Origin of the sequence: Glutamicibacter endophyticus, from assembly GCF_048457885.1 — a bacterium.
GTDB classification, from domain to species: Bacteria; Actinomycetota; Actinomycetes; order Actinomycetales; family Micrococcaceae; genus Glutamicibacter; species Glutamicibacter endophyticus.
In genome coordinates, this window is sequence record NZ_CP174200.1 from 2,651,454 (window position 1) to 2,673,657 (window position 22,204).

Consider the following 22,204-nt stretch of genomic DNA (forward strand, 5'->3'; position numbering starts at 1 on the left):
GTGAGAACCCGCTACGCCTTGGCGACGGTGAGCTGATCGCCGGCCTCGTTGAGGCGCACCTTGACGGTATCGCCGTCCACCACCGTGCCGGAGAGCAGTTCCTTGGCCAACCGGTCCCCGATTTCGCGCTGGACCAGTCGACGCAACGGACGAGCTCCGTATGCCGGGTCATACCCGGTCAACGCGAGCCATTCGCGGGCCGCATCATCCACGTCCAGCTCCAAGCGACGCTCCGAGAGTCGCGCGGACAGTGCGTCGATCTGCAGCTGCACGATCGATCCCAGCTCCTCCAGGCTCAGCGGGTCAAACATGATGACCTCATCAAGCCGGTTCAGGAACTCTGGCTTGAAGGACGCGTTGACCACGTTCATCACCGCTTCCTTCTTGGCCGCCTCTTCCAAGGCCGGATCCACCAGGAACTGCGAGCCGAGGTTCGAGGTGAGGATCAGGATGGTGTTCCTGAAGTCCACGGTGCGCCCCTGTCCATCGGTCAGGCGCCCATCGTCCAGTACCTGCAGCAGGATGTCGAAGACCTCAGGGTGGGCCTTCTCCACCTCGTCGAGCAGCACCACCGAGTACGGCCGGCGGCGCACAGCCTCGGTCAGCTGTCCGCCTTCTTCGTAGCCGACGTAGCCCGGAGGGGCACCGACCAGTCGCGCCACGGCGTGCTTCTCCGAGTACTCCGACATGTCGATGCGCACCATCGCTCGCGGATCATCGAAGAGGAAGTCCGCTAGTGATTTGGCCAGCTCGGTCTTACCCACGCCGGTGGGACCCAAGAACAGGAAGGAACCGGTGGGACGGTCCGGATCGGCAATGCCTGCCCGCGAACGCCGCACCGCATCGGCCACGGCGCCAACGGCCTGCTGCTGCCCGATCATCCGCTGTCCGATGACCTGCTCCATCTGCAACAACTTCTGGCTTTCCCCTTGAAGCATCCGGCCGGCCGGAATACCGGTCCAGGACGAGATGACTTCGGCGATGTCATCGGCGGTTACCTCGTCGGCGACCATCGCTTCCTCACGGTTCTGGTCGGCCTCCGCGGCGGCGGCCTGTTCGAGTTCGCGCTGCAGGGTCGGAATATCCCCGTAGAGCAATCGGGAGGCCTTTTCGAGGTCTCCTTCGCGCTGGTACTTCTCTGCCTGCGAGCGCATCTCATCGAGCTGTGCCTTGAGGTCACCGACTCGGTTAAGCCCCGCCTTTTCCGCTTCCCAGCGGGAATTCAGGGCATCAAGCCGTTCCTTCTTATCGGCCATGTCGCGGCGCAGCGCCTCCAGGCGCTGCATCGAGGCCGGGTCGGTCTCATCACTCAGCGCCAGCTCTTCCATGGTCAGTCGGTCGACCTCGCGACGCAGCTGGTCGATTTCCTCCGGGGCGGAGTCGATTTCCATGCGCAAGCGGCTAGCGGCCTCGTCGACAAGGTCGATGGCCTTATCCGGTAGCTGGCGGCCGGTGATGTACCGGTTGGACAGCGCTGCCGCGGCTACGAGGGCACTATCGGAGATCGTGACCTTGTGGTGCGCCTCGTAGCGTTCCTTCAAACCACGCAGAATGGCGATGGAGTCATCCACGCTGGGCTCGCCGACGTAGACCTGAGCGAAGCGGCGCTCGAGAGCCGGGTCTTTTTCGATGTTTTCCCGGTACTCGTCGAGGGTCGTCGCACCGATCAGGCGCAGTTCTCCGCGGGCGAGCATGGGCTTGAGCATATTGCCTGCGTCCATGGCACCTTCGGAGGCTCCGGCGCCGACCACGGTGTGAATCTCGTCGATGAAGGTCACAATCTGCCCGTCGGAGGCTTTGATCTCCTCGAGCACGGCCTTCAGCCGCTCCTCGAACTCGCCGCGATACTTGGCTCCGGCCACCATGGCGCCTAGATCAAGTGAAATCAGCGTCTTGCCGCGCAAGGATTCGGGCACATCCCCAGCGACCATGCGCTGGGCAAGGCCTTCGACCACCGCGGTTTTACCGACGCCCGGTTCACCGATCAACACCGGGTTGTTCTTCGTGCGGCGCGATAGCACCTGCACCACGCGGCGGATTTCCTTGTCGCGTCCGATGACCGGGTCGAGCTTTCCGCTGCGCGCCAGTTCGGTCATGTCGGTGCCGAACTTCTCCAGCGACTGGAAGGTTCCCTCCGGGTCCGGGTTATCGACCTTGCGGTCGCCGCGAATGGCCGGAAGAGTTGCCGCCAGCAGTTCGCGGGTGGCGCCCGCCTCGCGCATGGCTTCGCCGGCCTTGGTGACATCGCTGGCCAAGGCCATGAGCAGGTGCTCGGTGGAGACATAGCTGTCCCCTAGTTCATTGGCGGTTTCCTGAGCGGTGCTGACAACCTGCAGCAGCTGGCGAGAAAACTGTGCTTGCGCGACCGAGCTTCCCGATCCGGCTGGCAGGTTCTTAATGATGGAGCTGGCCTTGACGGAGAGCGAGTCCACGTCGATGCCGGCGCTCTTGAGCAAGGCAACGGCGACCGAGTCACGCTGGTCGAGCAGTGCCTTCAGTAGGTGAGCCGGTTCGATTTGCGGGTTGCCGGCGGTTGAAGCATTCATCCCCGATGCCGACAGGGCCTCTTGGCTCTTGGTGGTGAGTTTGGTATCCACGCGCATCCTTTCCTTAGTGGGGTGAACCCATAAACTTGAGTCTACTTAACTCAACTCTGAGTTTCGTGTCTATATTCCCATGGGACGCAAACTTAATCGCGGCGACACGGCCTGCCGGATCTAGGCCTCATCCCCCACCGGTGAACTATCGAGAATTTCAACCGTCCCGTGTGTGCCATCGATACTGAGCATGTCGCCGGTAGCGATTCTGTGCGTGGCATCCGTAATGCCAATGACCGCCGGAATGCCGTATTCGCGAGCGACCGTGGGCCCATGGGCCATCGGTGATCCGGTTTCGGAAACTAACCCGGCGGCAGTCATAAACAGCGGCGTCCACCCGGGATCGGTGGTTGGCGCGACCAGAATTTCTCCCGGCAGCACGCGGGCCGTTCTGGGGTCGGTGACCACGCGTGCTGGCCCAGTGACGCGTCCTGGCGCAGCGGCACGTCCTCGAATCGTTGCTCCGGTCGTCTCGGGAGTCGATTCCGGGGTGCTACCGTCGCTCAGCAACACGGCGGGGACCCTGACCCGGCGCATTTCACGCTCATAGGTCGCGCGGGCGCTAGCCACCGCTTCCATCTGGGGTTCACCGGCCACGGCACGCCGGGCCTGGTCGAGCTCTAGGTAGAAAATGTCCTCGGCCGCTTCGAGCACACCACGTTGAACAAGACGTTCCCCCAGTTCCAGCAGATAGTTCCGCGCCTGCTCGATGGACTGCACCCAGGCGAATTTCGGCCACTCACGGAGCCCCGCCAACCGCCGGCTTCGCCGAAGCAACCATGTGGCCGCGATCCCGCGCAGGGTTCTACCCTGTAAGCGAGCACGGCGCGCGAGCTCATCGATCGTCGACTCAGCAACGGCTGCGGCCCGGGCAAAACGTGCATCGGGAGCCTGGGTCAAGTCCTGCAGCTGCAGATAGCCGGTAATGGCAGCGAATACCGGCGCCGGATCCTCACGCCAGCGCGCAATACCAGCATCCACTTCCTGTGCGCACCGGTGCCCGAAACGCGCTAAGAAGTCCTCCATGCCGATGGCTGGCAATGTGCCGTGACGCCACTGTGACGCCAGGTCCTCGGGCTCACGATCAGCGAAGAGATCTTCATGCGCCCTGGCACGCTGCGCCAGCTGCCACAGTTGAAGATCCATACCGGTGGTGGGGTTGTGGGGCATGCCGCCCTTGGTCAGGTCTACTTCTCCGGGCTCGGCGATGCCGCGAAGCAAGAATTCGGCGAGGGCCGCGGCCGCTAGCCCACCGTAAAGCGCAGGTAGCATCTGCCACATCCCGCGACGCATCACCAGGTCTTGGGCCTGCTCGGCCGCATTGAGCACATCTTCTAGGCTCTCGCCGTGCGGCGCATCCGAAAGAATCGGCGCCTGGAAAGCTCTTCGCCGTCCCCATTCGGGTTGCAACAGCGCGCGGATAACTCCGGTCAGCGTGCTCGGTGCGAGCGCCACGAGACGCAATATCAAGGGAACGGCCCGAAGCCTTGCGCGCAAGGGTGCGCGGCGAGCCTGCAGTTCGGGGTGCTCCATGAGCTGCTCAGCGACGCGAGGATCCGAACCGTAGATCTCGAAAAGTTGCGGGAGATTCTGACGCATCCGATCGCTACGGAACATGAAGGTCATGTCGAGGTACATCCGGCCACCGGCGAAGACCATCATGCGTTCGAGCACATCGGAGAACGCCCCGCCCATGGCGGTTACTGCCCTACTGAGCAGTTCGGCCCCCATGGGGGTGACCGGGTTGCGCAAACCCTGCATGTGCCCGACCTCGAGATACACATGCAACTGGCCATCATCGGTGGCGGGCAAGGGGTAAAGGGTCGTAATGGCTCGCGACTGCAAAAACCACAGCGTGCCTTCACGGTCGAAGGCAAACTCAATATCCTGCTCGCTACCAAGAGCAGCTTCAACACGGCGTCCTGCACGTTGTAGCTCTGCTAGATGCGCGGTACTCAGGCATCCGATCGGCTGGGGCACCTGACCATCGTCAAGGGTCGCGTGGTCGGCTTCCACGGTGCCCTGTACGACCGCGTCGCCAAGCCCGGCGACGGCGTCGACCGCCTGTCGGCTACGTAATCCGGTGAGCGGATCAGCCGTAAAAAGCACGCCAGCCACCGAAGCGTCCACCATCTGCTGCACCACTACGGCCATCATCGGTGGCGGCGCCCCCGGACGCATGCGCTCGCGGTAGGCGCTGGCACGTTCACTGGTCAACGAGCTCCAGCAATTACGTATGGCCTCCAGTAGCTCGTCCGGTTCACGGACCCCCAAGGTGGTGTCCTGCAGTCCGGCAAAGCTTGCATCATCGAGATCTTCGGCCGTCGCCGAGGAGCGCACCGCGACCGGCTGACCTCCACAATGCGTGGCCCACCAGTGCAGAATCTGCGCTTCGGGCAGTTCATCACGCTGGTAGGCCCGCGTGGTAAGCACAAACCCCGCCGGGACCTTTTCTCCCGCGGCAATGAGCGCGGCAAGCCCGGTGGCCTTGCCACCGACCAGCGACATATCGGTGGCATTCTCCAGTTCGATCAAATCCATGCTCAGCCTCCTCGCCTAACTAGCACTAGTCTGTCGCCTGAGCGCCGTACTGGCTAGCGTGGAGTTTTGAGCCGGATTTCCTTAGCGGCGCAAGCTACCAATGTAGTAGTCGGAGGGCACGATGACCTTGCCCAGGGGCATCAAGGACACCGGAATCATCTTGAGATTTGCGATCCCCAGCGGAATGCCAATGATCGAGATAAACATCGGGATCGCGGTGACCACGTGGCTGATGGCGATCCAAATCCCTGCGAAGATCACCCAGATGACGTTTCCCAACGTCGAGAATGCCCCCACCGGTCCCCGATCCACGACGGTGCGCCCGAAAGGCCAGAGGGCATAGCCGGCAATCCGGAACGAAGCAATGCCAAAGGGAATGGTCACGATCAATAGGCAACAGATGACACCGGCCAGCATGTAGCCCAAGGCCAACCACAAGCCGCCGAAGAGCAGCCAAATAACGTTCAGGATTCCCCGCACTAAATCAGTCATGAATTCATTCTTCCAGCCGCTGAACCTGACGTCTATCAGTGACCACCCCCACTAATCCCTGACCTTTTGATAACGTCTCGTTAACGATTGATCGTGTCAGGCCGTTTCGGTTCGGGAAGAGCCATGCAGCGGTTGACACTGGAATACATGCCTTCCGTTTCTCAGGCAATGCCGCGCGCCCTCGCGCTGCTCACCGCCGCCTGCCTCACCCTGTCCAGCTGTGCCTCCGCAACCCGGTCGCCTGCCGAGGGACAGGACCTGCCCAGCACCTCCGCCAGCTCCACCGCCGACAACTCAGGGGCACCACTAGCGGGCCTGAATCGGGTCTCGAACACCAACGAGACCTTGCACCTCTACACATCGCACATTGAGTTGGCCGAGCACCCGGGTATTACCGACGCATCGCGTGGCGCGGTTGAAGCTCAAATGCGCGCCTACGTGAATGAGCACCGGGACTCTGCGGTCCGCGGCACGGACTTCGCCGGAGAACTCAACGTCAGCGCGAAGGTGACCGCCGCGAGCGAGGCCATCCTGGGTGTTTCACGGGATACCTATGAATTCGCCGGCGCCTCGGGCAGCGAAAGCTTTGCTACCCAGTGGTTCTCCGTGCCTGAGGATCGTCGGATTGACACCGAGGAGCTTTTTTCGAGTTCGGAAGCTTGGGATCATGTGAAGGCCATGCTGGCCGAGGAAGCCACCCGGACGAAGAACACCACGATCCTGCCTCATGATCAGCTTCCCGAGGAAGTGCTCGATGACCTTCGGTTCGGCGCAAATGGTGATCTTATTGTGCGGGCCGATGAATACTCCATCGCTCCGGGAGCCGTCGGCAGTGTCACGCTGACCTTGCCGTCCAGCCGCATCAAGGCGTTGCTCTCGGACTATGGACGCCAGGCCCAACAGGCTATCCTCCACGACGACTCGCCGCAGGAGGACGATGCCGAGGAGCAAGAGCCCACCGAAAGCGCCTCACCCTCTGAGGCATCCTCGGAACCGGCAGTGGATTGCCGCCGCACCAAATGCGTTGCGTTGACCTTCGATGACGGACCCGGCCCGAAGACCGGGGTGCTCCTAGATACCTTGAAGGACGCGAAGGTTCCGGCCACCTTCTTCGTCGTCGGTCCAAACGCCAAGACGCGGCCGAAGTTCCTCAAACGCATGGCGGCCGAAGGGCATCAGATCGGCAACCATACCTATACCCACCGTTCGCTCAGCGGGCTGAGCAAGGAGCAGGTCTCCAAGGAGCTGCAGTCCACCGATGCGGCCATCTCGGACGCCACCGGCGCCTCGTCTGCCGTGATGCGTCCACCCTATGGAGCACACAATGCGCAGGTCGACCGGCTGAGTACGACACCGCTCATCATCTGGGATGTAGACACCGAAGACTGGCACCACCGTAATTCAAAGAAGACCGTGAAAAACGCGATGGCACAGGTCAAGCCGGGGTCTGTGATCCTGATGCACGACATTCACGAAAGTACCGTCAAGGCCGTGCCGGAATTGATCAAGAAGCTTAAGGCCGCTGGATACACTCCGGTGCGCATTGACACGCTGTTCGCTCATTCCAAGCTCACCGCCGGTAAGGCGTACTTTCGCGGTGAACACCCGAAGTCCTAGCCGCGGCTCCGATAGGATTAACGCATCATGACTGAACCCATCGACCCCGAACTGTACCGTTCCGAACCGGTCTCCTTTGTCCGCCGCGGCAACCGCCTGCAGGGCCGTCGCGCCAAGGCTTGGGAACGCAACGCCGAGCAGTACGTCATCGAGCCCCCACGCAAAATCGCCGACACCTCCGTCGCCGAAGATTTCCGCTTGGACGCTACGCAAACCTTTGGCCGCGAGGCCAAGCTCATCGTTGAGATCGGAAGCGGTCTGGGCGAGTGCATTGCCAATGCCGCCAAGGAAGACCCGGAGAGTAATTACCTGGCCGTCGAGGTGTATCGTCCCGGGCTGGCACAGCTCATGTTGAAGGTCGAGGCCTTTGAACTCGAAAATGTTCGTGCGATTCAGGCCAATGCCCCGGAAGTACTCGAAACCGTGCTCGAGCCGGCAAGTGCCGATGAAATCTGGCTCTTCTTCTCCGACCCATGGCACAAACCGCGACACCACAAGCGCCGCCTGATCAAGGAGTCCTTCCTCGATAAGGTCGCCCGGGTACTCAAGCCCGGCGGCACCCTGCGCCTTGCCACCGACTGGTCGAATTACGCGGAGCAGATGCGTGAGGTTCTCGAGGCCCACCCGGCCTTCGAGAATCAATTCCCGGGTCATCAGGCAGGACTGGAAAGCAGCCTGACCATGGTGTACCGCCAGGGTCTGGAGAACCGCGAAGCCGATCCGGAGTTCTTGGACGAGCAGGGCGGGTGGGCCCCGCGCTTCGAACGCCGTGTGCTGACCAGTTTTGAGGGCAAGGCGCTCAAGGCCGGTCGGTTGATCTTCGATCTGGCTTACACCAGGAGCTAGCCCGCCCAGGTAACGACGCCCGACGGCGGCCGCGCACAGCACACCCTGCCGTGCGCGGCCGCCGTTTGCGCGTGGGTGCCTTGGCCCAACGCTGGGCGGGTTTCACCCCTCGTGCGCGGCTAGATGTTCCGTAGTTCTTGATGGATGGCCCCTCGACATTAACCTGCGCAACCGTTGCTCTCGGGCCAATCGCTCGACGCGGGCGCCAAGCATGGTCGCGATCACCACCAGCACAATGCCCAGCCCCTGTATACCTGTCACGTGTTCTCCGCCGAGGCTTAGTCCAATGGCTACCGCCCATACCGGCTCCGTGCCCATCAGCAGACTAGCGCGGGCCGCCGAACTTCGCCGCACGGCCCACGCCTGCACCAGAAATGCGAAGACGCTACAGGCCAAGCCCAAGAAAATGGCGTTGAGCCAAGATTCGGCCCCGAGCCTCGGAAGAGTAGTGGCAAGCCGTGGAGCCGCCAACGCTAAAAAGAGTAGAAAGCCGGCAAGGATCTGCAGGGTCACGATCTGTGGGAGATCATCGTTGGCACGCAGCAACTTGGCCGTCGCTGTCACGTGCAGCGCGCGGACCACCGCAGCCATGAGCACCAGCAGATCCCCAATTCCGGGGGCACGCAGTGCCGCGCCGCTGGATAGGAGCATGGCCCCGACCACGGCCATTAGGGCCAGAAGATAGAAACGGCCAGGCAAGGCACGGCGCAACACCATCACTTCCAACAGTGGGGTGAAAATCAGACTCAGGCTAATCAATAGTCCCGCGTTCGTGGCACTGGTTAGGCCGACACCCGCGGTTTCCAACCAGAGGATCGCCGCTTGGCTCAGCCCTAAACCGCCACCAATAAGTGCGGTGCGCCGCGAGATGCGCCATGCACCGCGACGCCACGCGATATAGCCCAGCATGCCGGCAAAGGCCATGGCATAGCGCAGAGTCAGCGCCGTCTCCACGTCGGTGGCGGCCACGAGGTGCTTGGCCGCGAGATAGCTTCCTCCCCAGATCATGGCCACGCCGATCAAAAGAAGATCCGGGATCAGCGCCCGGTGCTGCAGTTGCTGTTTCACACTTTCAAGTGTTCCGAGCCGCTGGATAAAGAACAATCTTCACTTACTGAAGAAACACTTTAGAATCATCTTATGCAACTGTATGAGCTGCGAATTCTGCGCGAACTCGGTGAACGCGGCAGTGTCGCCGCCGTGGCCGAGGCACTCTACGTCACGCCTTCGGCGGTATCGCAACAACTCGCCGCACTCCAAAGAGGCTTCAACACTCCGCTGACGAGGCGCCGGGGGCGACATTTAGAACTCACCGAGGCCGGGTGGGCGCTAGCCGCCGCCGGTACCAAGGTTGCCTCGGCCATGGCCGACGCGGAATCTGCGGTGGATGCATTTCTCGACGACTCCTTGGCACCGGTGAGCCTCTCGGCCTTTCATAGCGCCGGACTAGCATGGTTCGCCCCGCTCTTGGATGCCAGCGCCGGCCGTGCTCGGCTCAAACTCTCCGATGAGGATGTTCCGCGTGCGGATTTCCCCGCGTTGACCTTGGAACATGACATTGTCATCGCACATCGCTTGCCGCATGATGATCCGTGGCCGCAGGGGCGCGTGGTGGTTACCGAACTACTCACAGAGCCTCTGGACGTGGCGGTCTCGGCGCACCACCCATTGGCCGCGTCCGGCAGCCTCAGCGCCCGCGACCTAACCAATGAACGCTGGATTTCGGTACATGAGGGCTTCCCGCTGGCCGAGCTCCTAGCCCCGATCGCGGTTCATCACGGGCAACCGTTGGACATTGCCCATCGGGTCAACGAGTTCTTCGTCGCCGCCACGATCGTGCGCACGGGCCAAGCTATCGGTCTGATGCCGCGCTACACCATGCGGGCCGACAGTCTTGACGGGGTGGTGCTACTGCCCTTGCGAGATCTTCCACTAGCACGACAGATCGACGCACTCTCGCGTCCCGAGGCCCTTCACCGCCGCGCAGTCCGCGAAGTCCTAGCAATTCTGACCGAGCTTTGCGCTGCGATACCTCCACGCGGCTAAGCCCTAGCGGCCGCCTTTCCGGCACGGTACGTGGCGGGGTGCACGCGAAAAAGCTCCGGGGACCGGTCCATTGGGACCGACCCCCGGAGCTTTAGACCCGCCGCCGTCTGTTGCGTGCCCGAACAGGCGGTAGCCGCAAATTAGCGGCCGATCGCCCGACGCGCCGCAAAGAAGGTGACGGTGGGTTCACGTCGCCCGGGACGGGCACCGCGGGCCATGGACACCACATCTCCGGCGGTTGTGCCGGCCGCAAAGATCCGGCTTTGCGATTCGCGTAGCTCCTGTAGCTCGCGGCCGAGGTAATCCACCTGGGCGCGAAGCCTTTCGACTTCGGCCTCCAGGTTCAGGATCCTGCGGATCCCCTCCAGCGATACCCCGTCCTTACTCAGCGCTTGCACCTGCCGGAGCAACGCCACATCGCGTAGCGAATAGCGGCGTTGCTTACCCGCCTGGCGGCTGGGTGACACCAGACCCAGACGGTCGTACTGGCGCAGGGTCTGCGGGTGCATATCGGCCAGTTGGGCCGCGACCGAAATGACAAATACCGGTTGCAGGTAATCCCCGTTCACGCTGCGTCTCCTTTCCTCTCCGGCAAGGCCTGAGCTGTTCTATGATCCTCTAGAGCTTCGCCTTGTTGAGCAGATCGGCGCGTGGGTCCTCGCCCTCGGTGGCGGCGGCGAACTCTTCGATGGCCTTGCGGGCCTCATCGGAGAGATTCTGCGGAACCACCACGTCCAAGACGATGAGCAGGTCACCGGTGGCCTTGGAGGTTTTCACTCCCTTGCCTTTCAGACGCAGGGTGCGTCCGGAGTTAGAACCGGCCGGAACCTTCACCGACACATGGCCACCGTCGAGGGTCGGCACCGAGAGCTTGGTGCCCAGAGCCGCCTCGGCGAAGGTCACCGGCACGTGGATCCGGATGTTGTTCTCTTCGCGTTTGAAGAAGGGGTGTTCGGCCACCTTCACCTTCACGATGAGATCCCCGTTGCCTGCCGGGCCGGGTTGCCCGCGACCACGCACACGCACCGACTGGCCATCTTTGATCCCGGCCGGAACCCGCACGTCGATGACCTCGCCGTTGGATTCACGCAGACCGATGGTGGTCCCGTTGATCGACCCGGCGAAGGAAATCGAGGTCGTCGCGGTGCGATCGGCACCCTTGCGTGGCGGGGCCTGCTGGCCAAAGCCGCCGAAGCCGCCCTGCCCAAAGCCTCCGCCGCCCCCAAAGAGGTTGGAGAAGTCCGGTTGACCGGCCGACTGCGGGCCGCCGAAGAGGTTCGAGAAAATATCCTCGAATCCGGCCTGACCACCGGCACCGCCGGGCCCACCGGAGGTGAACCGGGCGCCGGAGCCCATGGCACGAATAGCGTCGTACTGCTGGCGCTGCTCCGGATCCGAGAGCACCGAATTAGCTTCGGAGACGTCCTTGAACTTCTGCTCGGCGACGTCGTCGCCCGGGTTGGTATCCGGGTGATACTTGCGGGCCAACTTGCGGTAGGCCTTCTTAATATCCGCCTCGCTGGCGTCCTTGGCGACGCCCAGGATGGCGTAAAAGTCCTTTTCGATCCAGTCCTGACTTGCCATCAGGGCATCATCCTTTCATCGACCGATTCAAAACTGCCCACTGGCGTTGTACGACAGTGGGCAGTTTCGATGAGTTATATCTCGGTAGGCTGGCTATTCTCCGGTGGAGACCAGCACCTGCGCGGCACGTAGCACGCGCTCCCCCTTGCGGTAACCGATGCGCAGCACCTGGCCCACATGGTCGGCGGCGATATTCTCAACCGGCTGACGCAGTAGCGCCTCGTGCACGTTCGGGTCGAACTCCACGCCCGCCTCGGCGATGCGCTCCAGCCCTAGGCCCTCGAGTACCGAGTTCAGCTTGCTGGCGATGGCCGCGAACGGACCATTGTCCAGGTCACCGTGCTGACGGGCAGCCTCGATATCGTCGAGCACCGGCAGCAGGCTGCTGAGCACCGACTGGATCGCGTTGTCGCGCACAACCTCACGGTCACGCTCGACGCGCTTACGGTAGTTCACGTACTCGGCTTGCAGACGTAGCAGGTCGTTGCGTAGTTCGGCTTCGACCTCACTGGGCTGAAGCCTCTGAGCGTCAACCTCGGCCGCCGCATCATTCAGAATCGCTTCGGCCTGTCCCAGCGCGTCGGCGTTTTCTTGAACCTCGGACGCAGGCTGCTGCTCGGACTCCGACTCGGAGTTCGGGTTCGGGTTCTGATCCTCTGCCTCGGACATTGCGTCTACGACTCCCTACTTCTTGGCGTTTTCGTCGTCTTCGTCGATAACCTCGGCGTCGACGATGTCTTCCTCGGCGTTCGGGGCCTCGGCGGAATCGGCGGCGGCGGCATCGGCCTGGGCGTTGGCGTAGATTGCCTCACCCAGCTTGGTCTGCGAAGCCTGCAGCTTCTCAAACGCGGCCTTGACCTCGTCGTCGTTATCCTGCTTCTCAAGGGCGGCCTTCAGCGCGTCGACGTCGGCCTGAACCTCGGTCTTGACCTCTTCGGGCAGCTTGTCCTCGTTGTCCTTGATCAGCTTGTCCACGGAGTAGGCAGCCTGCTCGGCGGCGTTGCGGGTTTCGGCAGCCTCACGGCGCTTCTTGTCCTCTTCCGCGTGAGCCTCGGCGTCCTGCACCATGCGCTCGATGTCTTCCTTCGACAGCGAGGAGCCGCCGGTGATGGTCATCGACTGCTCGGTGCCGGTGCCCTTGTCCTTGGCGGAGACGTGCACGATGCCGTTGGCGTCGATGTCGAAGGTGACCTCGACCTGCGGGATGCCACGCGGTGCCGGAGCGATACCGGTCAGCTCGAAGGTACCCAGTGCCTTGTTATCGCGGGTGAACTCGCGCTCGCCCTGGAAGACCTGGATGGAAACCGAAGGCTGGTTGTCCTCGGCGGTGGTGAAGGTCTCCGAACGCTTGGTCGGGATCGCGGTGTTGCGTTCGATGAGCTTGGTCATCACGCCACCCTTGGTCTCGATACCGAGGCTCAGCGGGGTCACGTCGATGAGCAGCACGTCCTTGCGCTCACCCTTGAGCACGCCGGCCTGCAGGGCAGCGCCCACGGCCACGACCTCATCCGGGTTCACGCCCTTGTTAGCTTCCTTGCCGGAGAGCTCCTTGACCAGTTCGGCCACGGCCGGCATACGGGTGGAGCCACCAACGAGGATCACGTGGGCGATGTCCGAGACCTTGATGCCGGCTTCGGCGATCACGTCGTGGAACGGCTTCTTGGTGCGATCCAGCAGGTCCTTGGTCAGGTCCTGGAACTTGGCACGCGAGAGGTGCTCGTCCAGGTGAACCGGGCCTTCGGGGGTCACCGAGAGGTACTGCAGCGAGATGTTGGTGCTGGTGGCGCTGGACAGTTCCTTCTTGGCCTGCTCGGCAGCTTCCTTCAGACGCTGCAGGGCGATCTTGTCGTTGGACAGGTCCGCACCCTTGGCCTTGGCCTGAGCCAGCAGCCAGTCGACGATGCGCTGGTCCCAGTCGTCGCCGCCGAGGCGGTTGTCACCGGCGGTGGCGCGCACCTGAATGGTGGAGAAGCCGTCGTCATCCTTGCCAACTTCCAGCAGGGACACGTCGAAGGTACCGCCACCGAGGTCGAAGACCAGGATGAGTTCGTCTTCCTGGCCCTTGTCCAGGCCGTAGGCCAGGGCGGCTGCGGTCGGCTCGTTGACGATACGCAGCACGTTCAGGCCTGCGATCTCGCCGGCTTCCTTGGTGGCCTGACGCTCGGCGTCGTTGAAGTAGGCCGGAACGGTCACGACGGCGTCGGTGACCTTTTCACCCAGGTAGGCTTCGGCGTCGTTCTTCAGCTTCATCAGCGTACGAGCCGAGATTTCCTGAGCGGTGTACTTCTTGTCATCGATGTCGATGCTCCAGTCGGTGCCCATGTGGCGCTTGACCGATGCGATGGTGCGATCGATGTTGTTGACTGCCTGGCGCTTGGCGATGTCACCGACGAGCACCTCGCCGCTCTTCGAGAAGGCGACGATGGACGGGGTGGTGCGGTTACCCTCCGCGTTGGCGATAACGGTGGGCTCACCACCTTCGAGCACGGATACGACGGAGTTGGTGGTTCCGAGGTCGATACCTACGGCACGCGACATTATGGCTCTCCTTTGCCTTGGTTGCTAAGTCCTAACGCCCGGGGCCGCTGCCCCAGTTGAGCGTTCTGCACTCAAGTCTACTCAGCCGTAAATGGCTGTCAAATTAACTTGAGCGAACCTGACTCAACTTTGCGTTCTGCCTTAGTCAACGAGGCAGACCACGGAATCATTCCCGGATCCGCAAAATATTTTCAACGCGCTCGGATACGACCACGGGGCCGCTGGCCGGGAGCTTGCACTCCCGGCCAGCAGCCCCGTTACGTGGCACTTTAGTTCGCCGAATCCTCCGCCTCGACCAGTACCGCCGCGGTGCGCGCCGGAATGGTCAGGGTTGCGGACTCACTGTCCCAACTAGTGGATTTGACCACCGGATCGGAGCCCCTGGCCAGCGCGTCGGCGAGCCGATAGTCATGCCCCACGAGCTCGTCGAGCTGCTGCGTGCTCTCCTGCGGCGACGCATTGAAGACCACCAGAGCACCGTCGTGCTCCGGATCCGCGTCGTCACCGGCGCGGTCATCGATCCGCATGACGATCACCCCGGCCGTGGCCTGCGGGCCATTGAGCGGGAAGGAGACCTTCTGCTCAATCAGCTCGGCAGACCCCAAACGCAGCAGGTCCACTTCCCCGCGGGTCCGCAGCAGATCCAGTGCCGCACCTTCCGCCGCGGCCATATCCTCGGCCTGCGGCTTCAGCGACGGATCTTCCAGCAGCGGCACCATAATCTTCCACTTGGATCCGTTATCGGCCTCGGGCGGTAGCCCCGAGCCGAAGGTATTGTGCGTGCCGGTGAAATCGATGCGGTTGAACCAGTCACCGGAGTTGTAGCTATTGCGGTCCAAAGACTTCGAGCGCAACAGTTCGGTGCCGGCATGCCAGAACGGAACGGCCTGCGAATACATCACCGTGGCTTGGGCCAAGGTGTTCATCCGCACCCGGTCGGCCATAGCGGTCTCCCGGGGCAACTTGAGCACGGTCAAGTCGTAGAGCGTCTCATTGTCATGCGCATCAACGTAGTTGATCACTTCCCCGGGCTGCGAAGCATAACCAGCCGGTGAGCCACGATAGTCCAGTGCGTCGCCGCGTTGCACGGAACCGTCGGATGCCACGAACTCGAAATCGGCGAGGTTGCCGGCTAGTCCCAGACGAACCAGATCGCTCTCGTGCGCCAGATCGGCGAGCGCCTGGTCCTCGGTACCGTTGACCGGATCCCCGTTGGGGTCGGTGCCCAGACCAGTACCAAAACCCTGTCGGAAGGTGGAGGAGGAATCCACCGGACTTCCTCCGTGCACCGCGTCACGCAACCGGTCGTTGAAGGTACCAATGCCGGTGCCGTTCAGCTGCCCCTGTGTCGCTTGGTAGAACCGTGCGTTATCGGCCACCTCACCGAAGTTCCAGCCTTCACCGTAGAGGTAGATCGAAGACCCATCGACGCCATCGCGGTCCATGGTCAGTTCATCCAAGGCCGCGCGTACCGCTTCCATGGTCTGCCGGGAGTGATGCCCCATCAAATCGAAGCGGAAGCCGTCGACCTTGTAATCGCGGGCCCAGAGCACCACCGAATCGACCATCAGCTTTTCGGCAGCAGCGTGTTCGGTGGCCAGATTCTGGCAGCAGGTGGAGGTCTCTACCTTGCCGCCGGCATCGAGCCGATGGTAATAGCCGGGCACGATCTTATCGAAGACGCTTTGCTCGGCTTGACCCGAGGCGGCCGTGTGGTTGAAGACCTGATCCAGCACGACCTCCAGGCCCATCCCGTGCAGCGCTCCGACCATGGTGCGGAACTCTTCAACGCGTGCCGCCCCGTTGGGGTGGTGCGCGTAGGAGCCTTCCGGCGCCATGAAGTGGAAGGGGTCATACCCCCAGTTGAATCCGTCGCGATCGGCTACGGCGCTCACACAGGCCTGCTGCTCCTTGCCCGCCGGCCCGTAGGAATCCAGGTCGCATTCGGGTTCGCGGCGCTGCGCGGGATCTTCCTCGATGCTTGCTATATCGAAGCTCGGCAACAGGTGCACCGTGGTCAAGCCGGCCTCGGCCAGTTGCCTGAGCTGCTCACTACCGGCGCCCGAGGCGGCGAAGGCGCCATAGCGTCCGCGCAACGGCTCGGGCACGCTGTCATCGGCGATGGAGAAGTCTCGAATGTGCAGCTCGTAGATCGACCGGTCCACGTCCTTGTCCACCGGCTTGGCAGCGGCCTTGCGCCACTGCTTGGGCTGGTGCTTGGGCGAGTCCAGGCTCACGGCCACCGAGGTGGTGGAATTGGTGCTCAGCGCCACCGAGTATGGGTCGGTGACGATATTGGTTTCGACCTTCCCGGTCTCGGGCACGTAGACACGCACCTCCCAGCGGTATTCCGCGCCGTCGAGTTGCGGCTTGCCCTTCACCGACCAGACGCCGGTGGCTGCATCGCGGCGCGCCTCATAACGCGTTGGGGTGCTGCCAGCTTCCCCGATCAGCAGGGTTGCTTGCTGCGCCGTCGGCGCCCAGAGGCGGAACGTTGGGCGTTTACCGGTGTATTCCACACCCAGCGTCACCTTGCTCAACGCCTTGGCATAGAGCTCATCGATAACTCCGGGGCTCTGCACCCCGGTGAAAACCGTGGGACGTGATATCTGCTCATCGGTTTCGAAGCGGGCCAGTACCAACTGACCGCGCAGTGCTTCGGCAATGTCCTCGCGCGGGAGGTCAACTCGAAGCGCCCGGTAGTTAGCCAAGTGCGGGAAGCTCTCCCGCTGCGCCTGACTCAACCCGCCGTCAACCAGCGACAGCTCAATTGGGTCGGCGCCGGTGACGGAGCCATCTTCCAGCTTCACCTGGCCCTCGGGTGAGGCGTACAAAGCGTAGCTATCTCCGCTACCAAGGTCCGCTGGGACGGCTAAGGTATCGGCGGAGATCCACTGGGCCCGCAGCTCACCGAGGCCAGCGACCTTGGGGCCTTCGGCACCGATCTGCAACACGTGGGTGTCCAGGTCGTAGCTGAAGCTCACCGGCTGGCCGTCGTCGACCGAGAGGCTGTAATTCGCTCCCCCGGCGGCTCCATCCACCCCGTAGTTCTCGGCCCAACCCAGCGCATGGGCCACCTTGAGTTCATAGCTGCCAGCCGGAATCCGGTCGGTGGTGAATTCATAGGTGCCATCGCCGTCCGCGTCGGACATGAGCGTGGCCAGACAGGCCGGATCCCAGTCGCTCGCGCAACCTAGTTCGTCCTGGAAGCTACCGGGCAAGGTGATAATTGGGCCCTGCGCGTCGCTCTGCACGATGTTGGTGCGCGGATCGAAGTAGAAGCTGACCTTTCCACCGTCATGCGTGTACTTAAGGTTGGCCCCTCCGGGCTGCCCTTCGGCACCGTAATTCACATCCCAGGTGCCGTTGAGCGCCACCTTATATTCGTAGTCACCGGCCGGAACGTCGAAGCTTCCGGTGTAAACCCCTCCGCTGGCTTTGCTCAGCTTGGCCGCTTCACAGGCCGGGTCCCAGTCCGTTACGCAACCCATTTCGGTGTTGTGGCTACCCGGTACCGTCACCAGCGAAATCTCCGGCTCCGGTTCCTGCTCGTCGACAGCACCGGAAACGTCATTGCCCACCGATGCGTAGCTCGATGCTGCCTGACGCTCGCCGGCGGCATTGACGCTCACCGCGCGGTACTCGATCAGGGTGCCATCGGAAAGCTCCGAGACGTCGTGGAAAACCCGCGGTGTAGCGTCCTCGGCGGTACCCAGTGATTGCCACTGCTCCGAGCCAACCACGCGCCACGCGAAGCTGGTTTCGGCCCAAGCGCCGGCACCGAGATCGGCCGCAACCGGCGAGACCCCGCTGAGACCGGCCCCGGGAGCCGGTAGCTTCAGCTCCGGGTTCAGGCTACGTGCATCCACCGGGCGGTCCGCGGCGTAAACAACGGCCGAAAGCGCCGGTACGCTAATGCTCGCCTTGGCCTCGGCGTTGCTCGTGACCTGAGCATCGGCCCCGTACAGCGGACGGTACGATGCCGAAGCGGTCAGGGTGGGCACTTCCAGCTGCTGCTCGGTCTCGGCGTTGTTCACCGCCACCAAGTATTCGGTCTTTTCCTCCCGGTCTACGCGGGAGAATGCGTAAATACCCGGCCCGTCCTGTGCGTAGAGTTCAACCTGGGCGCCGCTGCGTAGCGCCGCATGCTCCCCACGCAGCTTCGACAGTTCGGCAATGTGGGTATAGAGCGGTGCGTTGGTGTCGTAGTGATCCGTCTCGCCCAGCGTCTGACCGGTGATCAGTGGCTGGTTTTGATAGTCGCTGACCTGCGAGGCGAAGAGCGACTGGCGTGAGTCCTTATCGCCACCGGTCCCGGCGAATCCTTGTTCATCGCCGTAGTAGACCACGGGCTGGCCGCGGGTGAGGAACATCAGTTCATGCGCCAGTTCGTCGCGCTGCAGCGGCTGCTCGCGGTTCTCCAGGAAGTAACCGATGCGGCCCATGTCATGGTTGCCCAAGAAGGTCGGCAGCGCATCGGCCGAGGTCTGTGCCGTGGTGTAGTAGTCGTCGCCGGCAAAAAGTGCTGCGAGGGTTTTGGCAGAGTTGCCGCCCGCATATCCGGTTGCGGCCGACTGGAAAGAGAAGTCCAGCACGGAAGCCATGTCCGTCTCACGCACGTAGGGGGACAGCTTCTTCGGGTCGGCGTCATACACCTCGCCGAACATGAAGAAATCTTCCTTGCCCTTGGACTGGGCGTACTGCTGAATCTGAGCGCTCCACTGCTCCCAGAATTCGAAGTTCACATGCTTGGCGGTATCGATGCGGAACCCGTCGATGCCCAGATCGACCCAGCTGCGGTAAATATCGGCGAAGCCGTCAACGACCTTTGGGTTCTCGGTCATCAGATCGTCGAGCCCGACAAAGTCGCCATAGGTCACCGATTCCCCTTCCCAGGTGGAATCTCCGCGGTTGTGATAGAGCGTGGGGTCATTGAGCCACTCGGGTACCTTGACCTCGGGGTCGCGTACCACCGGAGTGTAGGGGAAGGAAGATTCGGCATCCATCGCCGGGAACGTATCGGTGCCGGCATAGTCGGCCGGGTCGAAGGCGTTGCCCTCGGCGTCACGGTACGGTTTCGTGGACTGATCCACGTAGTCGTACTTCTGCTCCGCGTAGTCGATCACGTCGGCGGTGTGGTTCACGATAATATCGAAGTAGACCTTGATACCGCGCTGGTGCGCATCGGCGATCAGCTCGGAAAGCTCTTCATTGGTGCCAAGGTGCGGGTCGATCTGCGTGAAGTCGGTGACCCAGTAGCCGTGGTATCCAGCGCTCGCCTGATCCCCGGTGCCCTGTACGGGCATATTTTTGAAGCTCGGCGTCAACCAGATGGCGCTGGTGCCCAAACCCTGAATGTAATCAAGTTTCGAGCGCAATCCGGCTAGGTCACCGCCGTTGAAAAATCCCTTGTCGCTGGGGTCGAAACCGGTGCTGAGCCGATCCCCCTCGAGGCCGCCGGTATCATTGTCCGTCGAGCCGTTGGCGAAGCGGTCGGTCATCACAAAGTAGAACTGTTCGCCGGAACCGGGTTGGCGCGCCGGAGCGGCGACCAATTCGTCATCGGCCTCGGCGTAGTCGCCGCGTAGCTCAACGGGGGTCACCTGGGTGCGCCCGGTATTGGTGTCGAAGGTGAAACGCAGTCGGCTCTCGCCGCCGATGGTCAGCGGGATGTTCTGCTCGCCACCGTCGAGGCCATAGGAGGTATCGAAGCTGCCGTCGAGAGCAACCTTGTATTCATAGGTTCCTGCCGGGATCGTCAGCTCTGCGCTGTAGCGCCCTTCGCCGTCGGATTGTCTGAGCTCGGTGGCAGCACAGTCCGGTTGCCAATTCTCCGTGCACCCGAGTTGCTGCTGGAAGGACCCGGTGAGGGTCACCGTAGGTTCTGCGGCCCCGGCCGGCGCTACCGCCGCGGGCACTAGCGGCGCGAACAACACGGCGGGTGTCATGGTCACGGCGGTGAGCCAACGCCGCCAGTGGCGCCGGGGCGTATCGGGTGGTGAATGAGGACTGCTGGCGGCAGCGAAGGCGCTGAGGCTACTCACGAGTTGCTCCGTTGGATGTCATGGTGCGGATGGCGCGCCAAGAGAAAGGCGAGCCAGTGATCTCGACCACATTACACAGTCCAGAGACACCCCTGCAATCGTTTACAGAATTTACAGTGAAACTGAAAATCCTATGAAAAAGATTCCCGTATCTAAAGGAATTAGCCTAACGGAAACGCTTGCATAATGCGTGAAGTTCTCGGCCATCCCGGCGATCCTCCGCCTGCGGCCGCGGAGTGCAAACCCGCTCATTAAACGGCCCCGGGGGCCGATCCTTAGCAAAGGATCGGCCCCCCGGGGAGGGGTTTGAACTGAAGGCTTAGCGGCCGCTACGCGTGGTGGGGCTGGTCGCCCGACGCGGTCCGCGTCCGGTCGTTGCAGCACCCGCCGAACGACCACCCTGGCGGGAGCCGCGACCGGCACCGCCGGCGCGTTCGGTACTTGATGCACCCTGACCGGCGCGCGCAGGTCGGTCGGACCCTGCGCTACGTGGCGGACGGGCGCTTCGCTCTTGACGGCGACCACCTTCGGAGCGACGAGCCTCATCGGAGACCGGACGGCCGCTACGAGCTCCGCGGCCCGCACGCTGGCTCCGGCCGGAACCGGACTTGCCCGCTTCGCTCGATTTACGAGGTGACTGACGCTGCGGCTGTTTGACCGGGGCTACATAGGGCACAAGTTCGGCGACTTCACCAACCACATCGAGCACGGCCTTCGAATCCAGGCCGACCTTCTCGAAAGGAACCTTCAAACCGGCCTGCTTAAGCAACGTTGCCACATCCCCCTGCTGATCCGGGGTGCAAATCGTGACCACGGTGCCATCCGAGCCGGCGCGTGCGGTGCGTCCCGAACGGTGCAAATATGCCTTGTGCTCGGCGGGCGGATCGATGTGCACCACCAGTTCCACGCCATCGACGTGGACGCCGCGGGCGGCAACGTCGGTAGCCACCAGCACCTTGGCCTCACCGGAGGAGAATGCGGCCAGGTTGCGATCGCGAGCATTCTGCGACAGGTTGCCGTGTAGATCTACCGCGGGGACCCCGGCCTTGGACAAGGCCAGGGCCATCTTCTTGGCATGGTGCTTGGTGCGCATGAACATGATGCGGCGACCGGTGCCCTGCGCCAAGACACGCACCAGTTCCTTCTTATCGTCATTCGGGATCACGAATACGTGATGCTCCATGGTGTTCACCGCTGCCTTGGGAGCATCCACCGAATGCACGGTCGGGTTGCTCAAGTAGCGCTTGACCAGCTTGTCCACGCCGTTATCCAAGGTGGCGGAGAAGAGCATGTGCTGAATGCCGGTGGGCATCCGGTCCATGATGCGGCGAACCACGGGAAGGAAGCCCATATCGGCCATGTGATCGGCCTCGTCCAATACCGAAATTTCCAGCTGCGAGAGATCCACGATCTTCTGCTGGATCAAATCGTCCAGGCGTCCCGGGCAGGCGATCACAATGTCGACGCCCTCGGCCATGGCCTTTTCCTGCCGCGACTGGGCGACGCCACCGTAGATCACGGTGGTGCGCAGCGAAGCGGCATGAGCCAGGGGGTCCACGGTTTTGGCGATCTGCGTCGCCAATTCACGGGTGGGGGCCATGATCAGCGCGCGGGGGAAGCGTGCCTTGCGTCGCTTCGGGGCCTGCGACAGGCGGGCCACCATCGGCAGCGAGAACGCTAGGGTTTTGCCCGAACCGGTCTGGCCGCGTCCGAGCACGTCACCGCCGGCCAAGGTGGAGGGCAGAGTCGCTTCCTGAATCGGGAAGGGCTGCTCGATGCCGCGAGCGGCTAGCACTTCACTCAGTTCTGCGGGCACGCCAAGGGCGCTAAAAGTTGTACTCATAGTCAAGACTTTCTGTTCGTATCTGCACACCGACATATCGGTGTCGATCAATCGCC

General features: G+C 62.7%; 13 protein-coding genes. 3 read left to right on the forward strand and 10 right to left on the reverse strand.

All coding sequences use genetic code 11. The annotated features are described in order from the left end of the window. Positions 1-11 precede the first annotated feature (11 nt). The 3 genes from clpB to ACJD00_RS12400 all read right to left on the reverse strand — a co-directional run bounded on the left by clpB (position 12) and on the right by ACJD00_RS12400 (position 5,630). Positions 12-2,597 carry an ATP-dependent chaperone ClpB gene (clpB, locus tag ACJD00_RS12390; RefSeq protein ID WP_418907247.1) on the reverse strand — a complete coding sequence of 862 codons (2,586 nt, stop codon included), beginning with the start codon at positions 2,595-2,597 and terminating at the stop codon, positions 12-14. Positions 2,598-2,717: 120 nt separating this feature from the next. Further along, on the reverse strand, positions 2,718-5,138 hold the full coding sequence (locus ACJD00_RS12395; RefSeq protein WP_418907248.1) for a PEP/pyruvate-binding domain-containing protein: 2,421 nt from the start codon (positions 5,136-5,138) through the stop codon (positions 2,718-2,720). Between the two features lie 81 nt (positions 5,139-5,219). Continuing rightward, complete coding sequence (locus tag ACJD00_RS12400; protein WP_309405868.1) at positions 5,220-5,630, reverse strand: YccF domain-containing protein; 411 nt, start codon at positions 5,628-5,630, stop codon at positions 5,220-5,222. A 147-nt stretch (positions 5,631-5,777) separates the two neighbouring features. Here ACJD00_RS12400 and ACJD00_RS12405 point away from each other — a divergent pair, with 147 nt between their 5' ends. Together ACJD00_RS12405 and trmB are read left to right on the forward strand one after the other, a co-directional pair. Further along, positions 5,778-7,247, forward strand: a complete 1,470-nt coding sequence (locus ACJD00_RS12405; protein WP_418907249.1) for a polysaccharide deacetylase family protein — start codon at positions 5,778-5,780, stop codon at positions 7,245-7,247. Between the two features lie 27 nt (positions 7,248-7,274). Continuing rightward, entirely contained in the window at positions 7,275-8,093 is an 819-nt protein-coding gene (gene trmB, locus ACJD00_RS12410; RefSeq protein ID WP_418907250.1) for a tRNA (guanosine(46)-N7)-methyltransferase TrmB, read from the forward strand. A gap of 102 nt (positions 8,094-8,195) precedes the next feature. Here the strand turns inward: trmB and ACJD00_RS12415 are convergent, their stop codons facing one another. Further along, positions 8,196-9,161 (reverse strand): DMT family transporter, encoded by a 966-nt coding sequence (locus ACJD00_RS12415; RefSeq protein WP_418907251.1) that lies wholly within the window; start codon positions 9,159-9,161, stop codon positions 8,196-8,198. A gap of 72 nt (positions 9,162-9,233) precedes the next feature. Between ACJD00_RS12415 and ACJD00_RS12420 the strand changes: the two genes are divergently transcribed. Continuing rightward, positions 9,234-10,139 carry a LysR family transcriptional regulator gene (locus ACJD00_RS12420; RefSeq protein ID WP_418907252.1) on the forward strand — a complete coding sequence of 302 codons (906 nt, stop codon included), beginning with the start codon at positions 9,234-9,236 and terminating at the stop codon, positions 10,137-10,139. A gap of 140 nt (positions 10,140-10,279) precedes the next feature. Here ACJD00_RS12420 and ACJD00_RS12425 read toward each other — a convergent pair whose 3' ends face one another. The 6 genes from ACJD00_RS12425 to ACJD00_RS12450 form a co-directional block, all read right to left on the reverse strand. Continuing rightward, positions 10,280-10,708, reverse strand: coding sequence for a heat shock protein transcriptional repressor HspR (locus tag ACJD00_RS12425; protein WP_309405859.1), 429 nt, complete (start codon positions 10,706-10,708; stop codon positions 10,280-10,282). A 49-nt stretch (positions 10,709-10,757) separates the two neighbouring features. Next, positions 10,758-11,723 carry a DnaJ C-terminal domain-containing protein gene (locus ACJD00_RS12430; protein ID WP_418907253.1) on the reverse strand — a complete coding sequence of 322 codons (966 nt, stop codon included), beginning with the start codon at positions 11,721-11,723 and terminating at the stop codon, positions 10,758-10,760. Positions 11,724-11,816: 93 nt separating this feature from the next. Beyond that, the gene (locus ACJD00_RS12435; protein ID WP_418907254.1) at positions 11,817-12,392 is read right to left on the reverse strand and encodes a nucleotide exchange factor GrpE; all 576 of its coding nucleotides are present in this window, start codon (positions 12,390-12,392) and stop codon (positions 11,817-11,819) included. Between the two features lie 15 nt (positions 12,393-12,407). Beyond that, on the reverse strand, positions 12,408-14,261 hold the full coding sequence (gene dnaK / locus ACJD00_RS12440; RefSeq protein ID WP_309405853.1) for a molecular chaperone DnaK: 1,854 nt from the start codon (positions 14,259-14,261) through the stop codon (positions 12,408-12,410). 269 nt (positions 14,262-14,530) lie between these two features. Beyond that, positions 14,531-20,305, reverse strand: coding sequence for a pullulanase-type alpha-1,6-glucosidase (gene pulA / locus ACJD00_RS12445; RefSeq protein ID WP_418907255.1), 5,775 nt, complete (start codon positions 20,303-20,305; stop codon positions 14,531-14,533). A 319-nt stretch (positions 20,306-20,624) separates the two neighbouring features. Further along, positions 20,625-22,148, reverse strand: a complete 1,524-nt coding sequence (locus ACJD00_RS12450) for a DEAD/DEAH box helicase (protein WP_418907256.1) — start codon at positions 22,146-22,148, stop codon at positions 20,625-20,627. Positions 22,149-22,204 lie beyond the last annotated feature (56 nt).